This window comes from Pseudomonas sp. Leaf434 (genome assembly GCF_001425545.1).
In the GTDB taxonomy this organism is placed as follows: domain Bacteria; phylum Pseudomonadota; class Gammaproteobacteria; order Pseudomonadales; family Pseudomonadaceae; genus Aquipseudomonas; species Aquipseudomonas siliginis.
Map to the genome: position 1 here is coordinate 1,302,577 of NZ_LMQZ01000001.1, position 14,311 is coordinate 1,316,887.

The following is a 14,311-nucleotide window of genomic DNA, read 5'->3' on the forward strand; positions in this document are numbered from 1 at the left end:
CCAGTAAACTGCCGCACGTTTTTTTTCAAGTAGTGTTTCCCCATGCAAATTGCTCTGGCGCCCATGGAAGGGTTGGTCGACGACATCCTGCGCGACGTGCTGACCCGCGTTGGCGGCATCGATTGGTGCGTGACCGAATTCATTCGGGTCAACGACCAGTTGCTCACGCCGGCCTATTTCCACAAGTTCGGCCCCGAGCTGCTCAACGGCGCTCGCACCGCGTCCGGCGTGCCGCTGCGCGTGCAATTGCTCGGTTCCGATCCGGTGTGCCTGGCGGAAAACGCGGCGTTGGCCTGCGAGCTTGGCTCGGAAGTGATCGACCTCAACTTCGGCTGCCCGGCCAAGACCGTCAACAAATCCCGTGGCGGCGCCGTGCTGCTCAAGGAGCCGGAGCTGCTCAACCAGATCGTCGAGCATGTCCGTCGCGCCGTACCGACGCACATCCCGGTCACCGCGAAAATGCGCCTGGGTTTCGACAGCCCGGACGGCTCGCTGGTCTGCGCCACGGCACTGGCCGAAGGCGGGGCAGAGCACATCGTCGTACATGCGCGGACGAAACTGGACGGCTACAAACCGCCGGCGCATTGGGAGTGGATCCCGCGTGTGCAGGATGTGGTCAAGGTCCCGGTCTTCGCCAACGGAGACATCTGGAGCGTCGAAGACTGGCGCCGTTGCCGCGAAATCAGCGGCGTCGAAGACATCATGCTCGGTCGGGGGCTGGTCTCCCGCCCGGATCTCGCTCGGCAGATCGCTGCCGCTCGCGCTGGTGAAGAGGTCGTCGAGATGACCTGGGCCGAGCTGATGCCGCTGATTCAGGACTTCTGGCTGCAGGCCAAGGCGCAGATGACCGCGCGCCAATCGCCCGGTCGCCTCAAGCAATGGCTGGCCATGTTGACGCGCAACTACCCGGAAGCCGCCGAGCTTTTCACTGTTCTGCGTCGCGAAACCGAGCCGGATCAAGTCTCGCGCTTGCTCGGATTGCCGCTCGTCGAAGCCGCATAAAAAATCTCAAAATATTCTCTTGAAATCAAAACAGCGGTCCCTATCTAAGGGTTACGCGATGCCGAATTCGGGTCGCGGAGACACAAAACCTTGCTGATTGTTTTCAGGAGATTTGAATCATGAGTACTGCATTTTCTCTCGCGCCACTGTTCCGTTCCTCGGTAGGTTTCGACCGTTTCAACGACCTGTTCGAAACCGCCCTGCGTAACGAGCCTGGCAGCAGCTATCCACCCTACAACGTCGAAAAACACGGTGATGACCAATACCGTATCGTCGTCGCGGCCGCCGGTTTCCAGGAAGAAGACCTGGACCTGCAAGTCGAAAAGGGTGTGCTGACCATCAGTGGCGGCAAGCGTGACACTGACGAAAGCGTCACGTTCTTGCATCAAGGCATCGCCCAGCGAGCCTTCAAGCTGTCGTTCCGTCTGGCCGATCACATCGAGATCAAGGACGCTGCGCTGCGCAACGGCCTGCTGAGCATCGACCTGCTCCGTGTGATCCCGGAAGAAGCGAAAGCCAAGCGCATCCCGATCAATGGAGCGCAGCAGCCGGCATTGCAGCATTGATTCATGTGCTGACACACAATCGCCCGAACCGGCGATAAGCCGCTGAACGAAAGGCCCCGATACGTCGGGGCCTTTTTTGTGCGCGCAAAGAAAGCCGACGCAACGTTTGCTGCTGGCTTTGTGGCTCTTTACAATCCGCGCCATCAAGGCCAGCCCCCCCCTTAATTCCCGCTGGCCCCGGAGCCTTTGTTCATGGACGAAATGGAACAGCGCTGGCTATACGCGCTTTCTGCGCCTTTGGTCGCCCTCAATCCCGACGCCGATTACACCGCACCCACCTATTGCTTTGACCTCAAACATGTCGATGTCGAAGGTGGTTGGGGCATCACTACGCGCGAACAGCTGTTGGACATGCTGCGTACTGCCGATGACGGCCACGCTACGCAGTTGAACGAAGCCTATCGGCAGTGGCAGAGGTGTCTGCCGTCCGAATGGCAGGCCTTGCTCGCAACACTCGACACTCGCCAGCGAGCTTTCTACGAATTCGCCAGTCGCACATTTGGCGAGTGCGGTTCAGGTGGCATCCGTGCCTGGGACCTTGGTCGCATGGGTTTTCTGCTGCGTTCTGCAGTGCTGCACGGCTGGATTGATCTCACCGAAAGCCTTTGGCTGCATGGTCGCATGGCGGCACGCGCGCGCTACTACTACGACAGTTGGACGAGCTACCTTAACGGCTTTGTCTTCGGCAAAGCCTTCTGGCATTGCCTGGGCAACAAGGATGAAGAGCTGGAGCACGAATATGACCGGCAAGGCGATTACATAGGCACCACCGTGGTCATCAGAAAGCTTGATCGTGATGCGCGCGCGCTGTTCGCACAATTGCCTTGGGACATGCCCTTGTATCCACCCGAGCGGCCTGATTCGCTAGGGGAGTTCGACTGGTCATGAGCTGCTGGATTCGCTTGGGTATCGAGCCCACCAAAGACAACGACGTCATTCGCGGCGCCTATCGCGCACGCTTGCCGCAGCACCATCCGGAAACCGATCCGGAAGGTTTTCAGGCGCTGCGTGAGGCTTATGAGCTGGCATTACGCTTTGCCCGCGAGGAAGCCGGGGAGCCGGATCAACCGGTTGCCGATGAGATCAGTCCTGCCGATCAGACGATGGCCGACTTTGAAGCATTGCTGCTTGATCCAGCGCGTCGCTTCCAACCGGTGGCCTGGCAGGCATTCAACCTTGAGCTGGACCGCCTGCCGCTGGAGGTGCTGGACGAAGTTTGCTGGCCATTGCTGCGCGAGTTGCTCGACGCCGGCCCGATTTCCCATGTCTGCGCCCGTTTGTTGGCCCAGCGCCTGGGCTGGGCGAGCCGCATGCTGGATCTGGATTTCGACAACGCACGGCATGTCGACGAGTTTTTGCAGCGGATCAGCGCGGCTGATCCGTTCGACACCTCGTTGATGAGCCATTGGCCCGCTGTCGCGCAGTTGGAAACTCTCTGGTATGTGCGAACCCTGAATCACCTGCACCGAGAGGCGTCGCTCGACGACTACCGTCATTTCGCCGGCCTGCACACTTGCATCCCCCTGCCTGCTGATGACGGGTTATTGCAACGCTTGGCCATACAGTTCAGTCAGGCTGATATCGCCAACAAAGACTTTCTCGACATTATCAGCGAGCAGCATCGGCTTGCGCCTGAAGATGTCGACTGGCTGTATCTGTTGGCCTGTCAGCGCAGTGCGCTGGGAATGGAAGAGTTGGCACTGCAGGCATGGGTGCGGCTCTGGCGCGAACATCAGCATCCGAAAGCGGCGACGTGGTTACTGGCGTTGTGCGCGCGACATCAGCCTCAGCGCCTGCCGCTGCTGATTCAGGCCTTTGATCGTCTGGAAAACTTCCGCGACTGGTCCGAGGATCTAGGTGATGTCACTCAAGAGTACGGCAGTCCATCACAGCGCCCGGAAACACTCGGGCGTTGGTTCAGGGCCAAGCAGCTCGAGTTGCAGGACATTGCCGGTGCATTTGTCGAATGGCGTGTCAGTGGTGACGAGTTGCCGTTGTTGGCGGCGCTGATCATTGACAGTGATGACCGTCCGTTGCAAACGCTCTACCAGCATGCCTGGGCTTTGCACCGTGGTGATGTGCCATTGCTGCGACGCATCATGCAGGCATCCGAGCCGGGGGATGTGCTCGATCAACTGGTGCTGGAAGGCTTGCAGTATCAGGCCGGGCAGCAGATCTGCTGGTTGACCCGAGCGCCGATTCCTCAGGCCCTGGAAGCGTTTCTGGCCAGCGACTCGGCATCGACACTGCCGTCGGCGCTGGAAAAGGGCGAACCGCTTGAGCTCAGTCTGCTGTGGATGCGCCGTTTGCGTGCTTACGACGCCCGATCGCTGGCGCGGCTTGCCGAAGCGTTCAGTCTCGACAAGCGTGACGAACGGCTTGCGGGGCTCAAGTTGCAAGCGCAACTGGCCGCGCAAGGCATGCTGCTTCCGGCGGTCGATAGCTACTCTGATGTCTGGGAATGGCATCGTCAGGCGATTTACCTGCTGGCCACCCTCGACGATCCGACGCGTTGGCTGGGCGCGCAATCGGGACACTGCGTCGACGCCATGAGCATTGCGCGTGAACACCCCTTGGCCCGTTTGCAGCCGCTGCTCTGTCGCCTGAGTCGCGAGCAGGGCAGCGCCAGTGGCCTGCTCGGCTGGCTGCAAGCGGCGGATCCGGTGCACTCGCTGCTCGCGCGCAAGTTGTTCAGTGTGCATGAGGCGCTCGATAGCACTCGGCTGTTGGGTAATGACCGTTTGTTCGAGTGCATGCGCAGCGACATCGCCAGCTTCAACGAAGATTTGCTCGGGCGCATGCTCTTGGGTGGAGTCCTTTACCACGATCCGTTGCTCACTGCGCAACAGCGTAAATACCTGCTGGAAAGTATCACCGAGGTGGTCAATCCACAGGACTGGTTCGACGGCTTCCGTCACAGTCTGATCAAGGGTGAGCCTGTTCACCCGCCCCGTGAGGCTCTCGCGGAGGAGGGTGTCAGCGACGCCTTTTACCTGGCGCTGGATGTGCTGAAGGATCTGGTGCGTTTTGGCAATCTGGGCTTGCCAAGGCAGAAGGTTCTGTTACGCATGCAGCGGGCCAAGGATGACTCGGAAAATGGACTCGGTTTGCGCTTCGCATTCAGTGCATTGCTGTCGTGGTCTGAGCGTTTGCTGTTAGCCAAGGCAACGACCCGTCCAACCCCCGCCGCTGCGTTCTGGAGCCTGGGTACCCGGCTGGGGCGCGGGGCGTTTATCTGGCAGGTCATTGGCGCGTTGCTGGTGACGCCCGTGGCGGCGTTGCTCAGCGGTACGCCCTTATCCGGCATCGTCGTGTTGCTACTGGGCCTGGCGTTTCTGCTCGGTGCGGTCCTGCGCCGTTTGCATGACATGGGGCGGGGCATTCCGATGTTGCTGATTTTGGTAATGCTGTCGCCGGTATTGCCGTTTCTGCCGCTGATACTGTTCGGTTTTCCCGGAGAGAAGCTGCCCAATCGTTATGGCGTGCCACCGGACAGTGGCGGTGAAGATACCTTGTCCGGTGGTTTGCAGGCGACCTTACGGCGACTTATCGGCTAGAGGCGTAACTCATCCAGAACCTTGTTGAGTTGTGAGCGGTGGCTGGCGATTTCTTCCGATCGCTGGTCGCCCAGCACCGTGGTGAAACTGTCCAGCCAGTCGGCAATCCGCTGGCGTTCTTCACCCAGACTTTGCGTCCACGCCCGTTCCAGTCGAGCCAGCAGGGTTCGATTGGGCAGAGTGTCGCGGGGGTGAATTTTCAGCGTACTCAAGCGTTCATGACTGGTTTGCCGCGATTGCGCATCGAGTCCGGTCGGGCTGCGGTCAATGCTGTGGCTGTGGCGTTCGCCCGTCCTTGGCAGGGTGACGTCAACTTCGAGCAAACCGTTGATGTCATAACTGAACCGCACATCCAGCGCCTGGATATCATCGCTCGGCGTCAGCGTGACATCGAAAGCATCGATAAAAATGTTGTCGCGTACCCACGGACGTTCGCCCTGATAGACCGCAATACGGATGACTTCCTGTCGTGGAGATGTCGTGTGGTAACGCTCCACCCTTGAGGTCGGGATGATGGTGTTGCGCTCGATGATCGGCGAGAACGCGCCACTGACGCCTTCGCCACGATTAGTCGAAATCCCCAGCGTATACGGACAGACATCCGTCAGAATCAATTCCTCAACCGCACCGTCCCGCGCCTTGCATGCCGCCTGCGTCGCCGCCCCCAGCGCCACGATAGTGTCTGGATCAAGATGCCGATAAGGCAGGCGTCCAAACAACGTGGCGACCATTTGCTGTACCGCCGGCATGCGCGTGGCGCCACCGACCAGCACCAGGCTGTCGAGGTCGCGCGGTTTCAGTCGGGCATCGCGCAGAGCCTGTTCGATTGGCGCGCGCAAGCGGGCCAGCAACGGCTCCCATATTTTTACTGCAGCGGCTTCATCCAGTTCCCATTTGAATGTCTGCTCGGCATACCGCCAGCTCAACTGCTGTGCGCCTTCGCCGAGTTTGCATTTCAGCTGTTCGAGGGCATCACCGAGGCTGGCCATGGCTTGTGCATCGATCGTTGAGGGTGTGAGTTGCCAATGTTTCAGGCAGGCCTGCAACAGGGCGGCGGTGAAGTCTTCGCCGCCGAGAAAGTTGTCGCCAGTGGAGGCATGCACTTCAATCAGCGGCAATGCGTATTCGAGCACGGTGACGTCGAACGTGCCGCCGCCGAGATCGAAAATCAGCGTGCGTTCGAACTTCTGTTCGTGCAGGCCGTACGCCATGGCGGCAGCGGTCGGTTCATTGATCAGGCGCGTCACGGACAGCCCGGCCAGTTCGGCGGCGAACAAGGTGCGCTTGCGCTGCTCGTCACTGAAATATGCCGGTACGGAAATGACCGCTTCTGTGACCGCCTGGCCGAGAAAGGCTTCCGCGTCCTGCTTGAGTGAGCCAAGTACCAGCGCCGACAACTCTTCCGGGCTGAACTGGCGAGAGCCGAGCTGGATTTGCCTGTCGCTGCCCATGAAACGCTTGAACGCGGCGGCAGTGCGTTTCGGGTGCGTGGTCAGGCGGGCGCGGGCGGCTTTGCCGACCAGAATCGTGTCGTCTTCATCAAGGCTGACCACCGACGGTGTCAGCACATCGCCGAGGGCGTTGCGGATCAGTTCGGCGCGGCCTTCACGCCAGACGGCGATCAGGCTGTTGGTGGTGCCAAGGTCGATGCCCAGCAGGGCCGGGCGGGGAAGGGATGCATCCTGCATGGTTGATCTCGAAGCGGCGCAAAAAACGCAACCCTACAGGCTGAGGCAAAGCGTGGCAATTGTTGCTCTGTTGCCAGGCTGTGCGACGACCGGTTCAGGGCAGCAGTTTTTTCAGATCCTCCAACCCCACCGGCCGGCTATGCAGATAGCCCTGATACAAATGGCATTCCAGGCCCTGCAAAAACGCCAGTTGCGCGGGCGTCTCCACGCCCTCGGCAATCACTTCCAATTCCAAGCTGCGGGCCATCGCGACAATTGCGCGAATGATCTCTGCAACATTGGAGTCAGTGGTTGCATCGCGGATGAACGACTGGTCGATCTTCAGGGTGTCTACCGGTAGCCGCTTCAAATACGTCAGCGATGAATAACCGGTGCCGAAATCGTCCATGGCGAAGCTCACGCCGAGCTTTTTCAGGCGGCGCATTTTGCTGATGGTGTCTTCCAGATTCTGGATGACGATGCCTTCGGTGATTTCCAGTTTCAGTAGCGAGCAGGGCAGGCCGTGGCTGGTCATGCTGTGTTCGATGCGTTCGACGAAATCGTTCTGGCGGAACTGCCTCGGGCTGATGTTCACGCACAGGCTGAAGTTCAGCGGGTCAACGAGTTTCAACGCGATCAATTGTTTGAAGGCGTTGCAGGCTTCATCGAGGATCCAGGTGCCGACTTCGAGAATCAGGCCGCTATCTTCCAGCACCTTGATGAACTCGGTAGGCGATTGCGCGCCAAGTTCAGGATGGTTCCAGCGCACCAGGGCTTCGGCGCCGATGATGCGGTTGTCGCGGGCATCGACCTGTGGCTGAAAATGCACGTTGAACTCGCCGCGCGACAGCGCAAGACGCAGGTCGGTCTCCATGCGCAGGCGTTCGCTGGCCGCTTTCTGCATGGTGTTGTGATACATCTGCGTGGTGTTGCGCCCGGAATCCTTGGCCCGGTACAGGGCGATGTCGGCGCGTTTGAGCAGGTCGGTCGGGGTCGAGCCGTGATCGGGAATCAGCGCCACGCCAATGCTCGGCGTCACTTGCAGGCGCTGGCCATCGAGGAACATCGGCTCCGAAAGCAATTCGCGAATGGTGTCGGCCAGCGCGCGCACTTGTTCGCTGACCTCACTGCGCGAACCTTCGAGACCGCTGAGCAACACCACAAACTCATCGCCACCGAGGCGCGCCACCGTGTCTTCCATGCGCACGCTGGCTTCGAGCCGCGCGGTGATGATTTTCAGCACGGTGTCGCCGACCGGGTGACCGAGGGAATCGTTGATGTGCTTGAAGTGATCGAGGTCGAGAAACAGCAAGGCGCCGCGCAGATTGTGGCGCTTGAGCAGGGCGATCTGCTGACTCAGGCGATCCATCAGCAGGGCGCGGTTGGGCAGGTTGGTCAGCGGGTCGTGATAGGCCAGGTGACGAATCTGCGCTTCGGCGTTCTTCAACAGGCTGACGTCGCGCGCGGTCAGCAGCAGGCACGCGGTTTCATTGAGCGTGATCGGCTCGACCGAGACTTCCACCGTGAGCAATTCGCCGCGCTTGTTGCGCCCGAGCATTTCCTGATGATGCACGCGGCCCTTGATCTGCAACTCGGCGAGTAAGGTCGAGCGCTGTTTCTCTTCGGCCCAGATCCCCACCTGATAAACGGTTTTGCCCACCACTTCGTCGGCGCGGTAGCCGGTGAGGCGACAGAAACCGTCGTTGACCTCCAGATAACGCCCGGTGTCGCGCTCGGTGATGGTGATGGCGTCGGGGCTGGAGTGGAACGCCTTGGCGAATTTTTCTTCGCTGGCCTTCAGCGCCGCTTCCGAGCGCTGTTGCTGAGTAATGTCGCGCAGGGTGGTGACGATGCACGGCTGATCGCCGACGCTGATCTGCCGGCTGGAAATCACGCAGGTCAGCGACTGGCCGTCCTTGTGCTGGACGAGAATGGCCACGTTGCTCAGGCCTTGTTCGCGAATCACCCGTTCGATGCGTTGCAGGCTCTTTGCCGAGGCGTCCCACAGGCCGATTTCTTCGGCGGTGTGGCCAATCACATCGGCGGCGCTCCAGCCAAAGGTCTGGCTGAAGCTCGAATTGATCTCGATGAATTCCCCGGTTTCCTGGCGCGTCACGCAGATCGGATCGGGGCTGACCTGAAACAGCGTGGCGAATTTCTCTTCCGAGGCTACCAGCCGCTGCTCGCGCTCGACCTGATCGGTGATGTCCAGCAACGTGCCGGCCATGCGCAGCGGTGCGCCGTTGTCGTCGCGATAGAGACGCGCGCGGCTTTCCAGATAGCGCGAGCTGCCGTCGGGCAATTGCACGCGATAGGTCAGTTGATAATTGCCGGCGGGGCCTTCGCGCAGGCTGCGGTAGGCGTCGCGCATGCTGTCGCGCTCCTCGCCCGGCACGCCTTCGAAAAACTCCTCGAATGATTCATGGAATGGAATCGGCTCCAGCCCGTGCAATTGCGCAGCGCGCGCCGATCCGTAGAGCATGCCGCTGGGGATGTGCCAGTCCCAGGTGCCGAGTTGCGCCGAGTCCAGCGCCAGGTCGAGGCGTTCCTGGCTGTCCTTCAAGGCCAGTTCGGCGGCTTTGCGTTCGGTGGTGTCGAGGAAGGTGCTGAGCAGATAGGGCTGACCTTCGAGCTCGACCTTCTGCGCGCTGAGGATGCCGTCGTGCACTTGGCCATTGCTGGCGCGAAACTGCACTTCCATGCTGATCAGCTCGCCCTTGGCTTTGGTTTTCTTCACCAGTTCGGCGCGTTGCTCGGGATGCACCCACAGGCCCAGTTCCAGGGTGGTGCGGCCGATTGCGCTTTGCACCGGCCAGCCGAACAGGCTTTCGAAATACTGGTTGGCCTCGCTGATCAGACCGTCATCCTGACGGGTCAGCAGAACCATGTTCGGGCACAGGTGGAAAAGTGTCGCGAAACGTTTCTCCGAGCTGCTCAGGGCCTGCTCGCGCTGGCGTTGGTGGGTGATTTCGCGAATCACCCCGATCATTCGGGGCCGGCCGTTCTTGTCTGGCAGCAGGCTGCCGCTGATCTCCAGCCAGTGCAGGCTGCCGTCGGGCCAGCGAATACGGTGATGCATCGCCTGCTCCAGCGGGGCGCCGGCGATCACCGCGTGGAAGGCGCGCACGGTTTTCGCGCGGTCTTCCGGCGGCAACAGGTCGAGGTATTCCAAATCGGCGGGTAATGGCTGCCGTGGATCGAAACCGAACAATGCCTGAGTGCCCCGCGACCAGCTGATTTGCCCGCGCTCGATGTCCCAATACCAGGCGCCGAGCCGCGCGCCGTTGAGCGCGGCGAGCAATTGCGGCGCGCTTTCCCAGCTCTGCTCGGAATGGCGCGGATCGACAGCCTGGATTCGCGGCATCGGCGGAGTTCGGTCAACAGATTTCGGCATTGTCAGCGGGCCTTGAGCTGAGTGGCGTTAGGCACAGGAGCGGCTCTATAGGAGTAGCACAAGTCAGGCCGGGATCCCTGGCCGATCGATTTGTGCATCCAGCAGGGCCATGAAGGCGCGTGCTGCATTCGATAGCGTCCGTTCGGTGTGCAAGATATAGCCTAGCTGGCGAGTGAGCTGTATGCCCGGCAATGCGATGCTTGCCACTTGTTCGTCGAGCATGGTGCGCGGCAGCACGCTCCAGGCCAGGCCAATGGAGACCATCATCTTGATGGTTTCCAGGTAGTTGGTGCTCATGGCGATGTTCGGCGTCAGGCCCTGGGCTTCGAACAAGCGCTGGACGATGTGGTGGGTAAAGGTGTTGCCGCCGGGGAAAACCGCCGGATGGCCGGCGATGTCCGCCAGACTGACGGCACCGTTGTTGATCAGCGAATGCTCCGGGGCGACGACGAAATCCAGCGGGTCGTCCCACACCGGCGTGGCTTTGACCAGGGTGTGCGGCTCTGGCGCGAGGGTGATGACCGCCAGTTCTGCGCGGCCGTGGAGAATTTCCTCGTAGGCCACTTCCGAATCAAGGAACTGAATATCCAGCGCAACCTGTGGGTAGCGGCGGGTGAACTCCCTTAATAGAGGCGGCAAGCGGTGCAGGCCGATGTGGTGACTGGTGGCCAGCGTAAGGCGGCCGCTGACTTCACCGGTCAGGTTGGTCAGGGCGCGGCGGGTGTCGTCGAGCACATTGAGAATCTGATAGGCCCTTGGCAGCAGGGCGCGACCCGCCTCGGTCAGACCGACTTCGCGACCTAGTCGATCAAACAGGCGCACTTTCAATTGCTGCTCAAGCCCGGCGATGCGCTTGCTGATCGCCGGTTGTGTCAGATGAAGGCGTTCGCCGGCGCCGGAGAAGCTGCCGGTCTCGGCGATGGCAATAAAAGCATTCAGGTTAGCCAGATCCATGTCGCATTCCAGTTGGTTATCCAAAGCATAAAAAATATGAATTTGAGTTATTTAATCTAACCCCATAGGATCGGCCTCACAAGCCAAAGGGTTATTGATAAGCCCAGGGCATAGAAACAAGCTGATGAGGAACCGTCTGATGGCCGGCAAAACGCTCTACGACAAGCTCTGGGATTCGCATTTGGTCAAGCAGCGCGACGATGGCTCGGCGCTGATCTACATCGATCGTCACATCATCCACGAAGTGACTTCGCCGCAAGCCTTCGAAGGCTTGCGTCTGGCCGGGCGCAAGCCTTGGCGCATCGATGCCAACATCGCGACCCCGGACCACAACGTACCGACCACTCCGGAGCGCAAGGGCGGCATCGAAGCCATTGCCGACCAGGTTTCGCGTTTGCAGGTGCAGACCCTCGACGACAACTGCGATGAATACGGCATCGTCGAATTCAAGATGAACGACGTCCGTCAGGGCATCGTTCACGTGATCAGCCCGGAGCAGGGCGCGACCTTGCCGGGCATGACCGTGGTTTGCGGCGACTCGCACACCTCGACCCATGGCGCATTCGGTGCGTTGGCCCACGGCATCGGCACCTCCGAGGTCGAGCACGTCCTCGCCACGCAGTGCCTGGTGGCCAAGAAAATGAAAAACATGCTGGTGCGCGTCGAAGGCCAATTGCCGTTCGGCGTGACCGCCAAGGACATCGTCCTTGCGGTGATCGGCAAGATCGGCACCGCCGGCGGTAACGGCCACGCCATCGAATTTGCCGGCAGCGCGATCCGCGATCTGTCCGTCGAAGGCCGCATGACCATCTGCAACATGTCCATCGAAGCCGGCGCCCGCGTGGGCCTGGTGGCGGCAGATCAGAAGACCATCGACTACGTCAAAGGTCGTCCATTCGCGCCGAAGGGCGAGCAGTGGGACATGGCCGTCGAAGCCTGGAAAGACCTGGTCTCCGACGCCGATGCCAAATTCGACACCGTGGTCGAGCTCGACGCCGCGCAAATCAAGCCGCAAGTCAGCTGGGGCACTTCGCCTGAGATGGTTTTGGCTGTTGATCAGAACGTGCCGGATCCGGCCAAGGAAATGGATCTGGTCAAACGTGACTCGATCGTTCGCGCCTTGAAATACATGGGTCTGACCGCCAATCAGGCGATCACCGACATTCAGCTTGATCGCGTATTCATCGGTTCCTGCACCAACTCGCGCATCGAAGACTTGCGCGCCGCTGCGGTCATCGCCAAGGGCCGCAAGGTCGCCTCGACCATCAAGCAGGCAATCGTCGTGCCGGGCTCGGGTCTGGTCAAGGCGCAGGCTGAAGCCGAGGGGCTGGACAAGATTTTCCTCGAGGCCGGTTTCGAATGGCGCGAGCCGGGTTGCTCGATGTGCCTGGCGATGAACCCGGACCGTTTGGAGTCCGGCGAGCATTGCGCCTCGACTTCCAACCGTAACTTCGAAGGCCGTCAGGGCGCCGGTGGCCGTACCCACCTGGTCAGCCCGGCCATGGCGGCGGCAGCAGCGGTGAACGGCCGTTTCATCGACGTTCGTGAATTGATCCAAGGAGCACAGTAAAGATGAAGGCATTTACTCAGCACACTGGTCTTGTCGCGCCTCTGGATCGTGCCAACGTCGACACCGATCAGATCATTCCCAAGCAGTTCTTGAAGTCGATCAAGCGCACCGGTTTCGGTCCGAACCTGTTCGACGAGTGGCGTTATCTGGATGTCGGCCAGCCGTATCAGGACAACTCCAAGCGCCCGTTGAACAAGGATTTCGTCCTCAACGCCGAGCGTTATCAGGGTGCCAGCGTATTGCTCGCCCGCGAGAACTTCGGCTGCGGCTCGAGCCGTGAACACGCGCCGTGGGCGCTGGAAGAGTACGGTTTCCGCAGCATCATTGCGCCGAGTTACGCCGACATCTTCTTCAACAACAGTTTCAAGAACGGCCTGCTGCCGATCATTCTCAGCGATGCAGAAGTTGATGAACTGTTTAAGCAGGTTGAAGCCGAGCCGGGTTATCAATTGCAGATCGACTTGCAAGCGCAGACCGTGACCCGCCCGGATGGCAAGGTGTACAGCTTCGAGATCGATGCGTTCCGCAAGCACTGCCTGCTCAACGGTCTGGACGATATCGGCCTGACCTTGCAGGACGGCGATGCGATTGCGACGTTCGAGGCGAAACATCGGGTTAGCCAGCCGTGGTTGTTTCGCGACGTGTGATTCGAAATTGATGTAGTCGGGGCTGGCCCCTTCGCGAGCAGGCTCGCTCCCACCTTGGAATGCATTCCCCTGTGGGAGCGAGCCTGCTCGCGAAGACGGCAGCGCAAACAACATAGATACCAGGATGTGCCCATGACCAGCACCGCCCAACACACTCAGGTCGTACAAAAGCAATTCGGTGAACAGGCCGCCGCCTACCTGAGCAGCGCCGTGCACGCTCAAGGCACCGAATTCGCATTGCTACAGGCTGAGCTGGCCGGGCAGGGCGAGGCTCGTTTGCTGGACTTGGGTTGCGGCGCAGGCCATGTCAGTTTCCACGTCGCTCCATTGGTCAAGGAAGTGGTGGCTTACGACCTGTCGCAGCAAATGCTTGATGTGGTTGCCGGCGCTGCCGTTGATCGCGGCTTGAACAACATCATTACCGTCAACGGCGCTGCCGAGCGCTTGCCGTTCGTTGATGGCGAGTTCGATTTTGTGTTTAGCCGGTACTCGGCGCATCACTGGAGCGACCTCGGTCTCGCCTTGCGCGAAGTGCGCCGGGTGCTGAAGCCGGGCGGGGTGGCGGCTTTCGTTGACGTGTTGTCACCGGGCAGTGCGTTGTTCGACACTTACCTGCAAAGCGTCGAAGTGCTGCGCGACACCAGCCATGTCCGCGACTACTCCGCCGCCGAGTGGCTGCGCCAGGTCAGCGAGGCTGGTCTGCATGTGCGCAGTACCACCCGGCAGCGCCTGCGTCTGGAGTACAGCAGCTGGGTCGAGCGCATGCGCACACCTGACGTGATGCGCGCGGCGATCCGCCAGTTGCAGCAGTCGATGGGCAACGAAGTGCGTGAGTATTTTGAGATAGATGCCGACGGCTCGTTCAGTACCGATGTGATCGTACTGATGGCCGAGCGATAGGAATTTTTCCCGGCGCGCCGTTCACTGGCGCACCGCTTGAAGACACGAGGAAAG

At 60.5% G+C, this 14,311-nt stretch carries 10 protein-coding genes; 7 read left to right on the forward strand and 3 right to left on the reverse strand.

What is annotated here, in order from left to right; translation table 11 throughout:
• Positions 1–42: 42 nt before the first annotated feature.
• The 4 genes from ASG55_RS05700 to ASG55_RS05715 all read left to right on the forward strand — a co-directional run bounded on the left by ASG55_RS05700 (position 43) and on the right by ASG55_RS05715 (position 5,125).
• Positions 43–1,002, forward strand: coding sequence for a tRNA dihydrouridine synthase (locus tag ASG55_RS05700; RefSeq protein WP_056784367.1), 960 nt, complete (start codon positions 43–45; stop codon positions 1,000–1,002).
• Between the two features lie 119 nt (positions 1,003–1,121).
• The gene (locus ASG55_RS05705; protein WP_016773925.1) at positions 1,122–1,568 is read left to right on the forward strand and encodes an Hsp20 family protein; all 447 of its coding nucleotides are present in this window, start codon (positions 1,122–1,124) and stop codon (positions 1,566–1,568) included.
• Between the two features lie 192 nt (positions 1,569–1,760).
• Positions 1,761–2,456, forward strand: a complete 696-nt coding sequence (locus ASG55_RS05710) for a DUF1266 domain-containing protein (protein WP_056784370.1) — start codon at positions 1,761–1,763, stop codon at positions 2,454–2,456.
• On the forward strand, positions 2,453–5,125 hold the full coding sequence (locus tag ASG55_RS05715) for a DUF805 domain-containing protein (RefSeq protein ID WP_056784373.1): 2,673 nt from the start codon (positions 2,453–2,455) through the stop codon (positions 5,123–5,125). Before ASG55_RS05710 ends, ASG55_RS05715 begins: the two co-directional genes overlap by 4 nt.
• Here the strand turns inward: ASG55_RS05715 and ASG55_RS05720 are convergent.
• The 3 genes from ASG55_RS05720 to ASG55_RS05730 all read right to left on the reverse strand — a co-directional run bounded on the left by ASG55_RS05720 (position 5,122) and on the right by ASG55_RS05730 (position 11,140).
• Positions 5,122–6,813 carry a molecular chaperone HscC gene (locus ASG55_RS05720; protein ID WP_056784375.1) on the reverse strand — a complete coding sequence of 564 codons (1,692 nt, stop codon included), beginning with the start codon at positions 6,811–6,813 and terminating at the stop codon, positions 5,122–5,124. The two genes, ASG55_RS05715 and ASG55_RS05720, sit on opposite strands and share 4 nt — an antisense overlap.
• A gap of 94 nt (positions 6,814–6,907) precedes the next feature.
• Complete coding sequence (locus tag ASG55_RS05725; protein WP_024012383.1) at positions 6,908–10,186, reverse strand: PAS domain S-box protein; 3,279 nt, start codon at positions 10,184–10,186, stop codon at positions 6,908–6,910.
• Between the two features lie 63 nt (positions 10,187–10,249).
• Positions 10,250–11,140, reverse strand: a complete 891-nt coding sequence (locus ASG55_RS05730) for a LysR family transcriptional regulator (RefSeq protein ID WP_024012384.1) — start codon at positions 11,138–11,140, stop codon at positions 10,250–10,252.
• Between the two features lie 139 nt (positions 11,141–11,279).
• Here ASG55_RS05730 and leuC point away from each other — a divergent pair, with 139 nt between their 5' ends.
• From leuC to ASG55_RS05745, 3 genes are all read left to right on the forward strand, one after another.
• Positions 11,280–12,710, forward strand: coding sequence for a 3-isopropylmalate dehydratase large subunit (gene leuC, locus ASG55_RS05735; RefSeq protein WP_041478531.1), 1,431 nt, complete (start codon positions 11,280–11,282; stop codon positions 12,708–12,710).
• A 2-nt stretch (positions 12,711–12,712) separates the two neighbouring features.
• Positions 12,713–13,357 carry a 3-isopropylmalate dehydratase small subunit gene (leuD, locus tag ASG55_RS05740; protein ID WP_056784378.1) on the forward strand — a complete coding sequence of 215 codons (645 nt, stop codon included), beginning with the start codon at positions 12,713–12,715 and terminating at the stop codon, positions 13,355–13,357.
• A gap of 132 nt (positions 13,358–13,489) precedes the next feature.
• A complete protein-coding gene (locus tag ASG55_RS05745; RefSeq protein ID WP_056784380.1) occupies positions 13,490–14,257 on the forward strand; it encodes a class I SAM-dependent methyltransferase in 768 nt (255 codons plus the stop codon).
• The last annotated feature ends 54 nt before the right edge of the window (positions 14,258–14,311 follow it).

Excerpts from the sequence above, each read along its gene's own strand:
- ASG55_RS05705 (WP_016773925.1), top strand. The coding sequence starts at position 1,122 with ATGAGTACTGCATTTTCTCTCGCGCCACTGTTCCGTTCCTCGGTAGGT.
- ASG55_RS05700 (WP_056784367.1), top strand. The coding sequence starts at position 43 with ATGCAAATTGCTCTGGCGCCCATGGAAGGGTTGGTCGACGACATCCTG.
- ASG55_RS05715 (WP_056784373.1), top strand. The coding sequence starts at position 2,453 with ATGAGCTGCTGGATTCGCTTGGGTATCGAGCCCACCAAAGACAACGAC.
- ASG55_RS05710 (WP_056784370.1), top strand. The coding sequence starts at position 1,761 with ATGGACGAAATGGAACAGCGCTGGCTATACGCGCTTTCTGCGCCTTTG.
- ASG55_RS05725 (WP_024012383.1), bottom strand. The coding sequence starts at position 10,186 with ATGCCGAAATCTGTTGACCGAACTCCGCCGATGCCGCGAATCCAGGCT.
- ASG55_RS05730 (WP_024012384.1), bottom strand. The coding sequence starts at position 11,140 with ATGGATCTGGCTAACCTGAATGCTTTTATTGCCATCGCCGAGACCGGC.
- leuC (WP_041478531.1), top strand. The coding sequence starts at position 11,280 with ATGGCCGGCAAAACGCTCTACGACAAGCTCTGGGATTCGCATTTGGTC.
- ASG55_RS05745 (WP_056784380.1), top strand. The coding sequence starts at position 13,490 with ATGACCAGCACCGCCCAACACACTCAGGTCGTACAAAAGCAATTCGGT.
- ASG55_RS05720 (WP_056784375.1), bottom strand. The coding sequence starts at position 6,813 with ATGCAGGATGCATCCCTTCCCCGCCCGGCCCTGCTGGGCATCGACCTT.
- leuD (WP_056784378.1), top strand. The coding sequence starts at position 12,713 with ATGAAGGCATTTACTCAGCACACTGGTCTTGTCGCGCCTCTGGATCGT.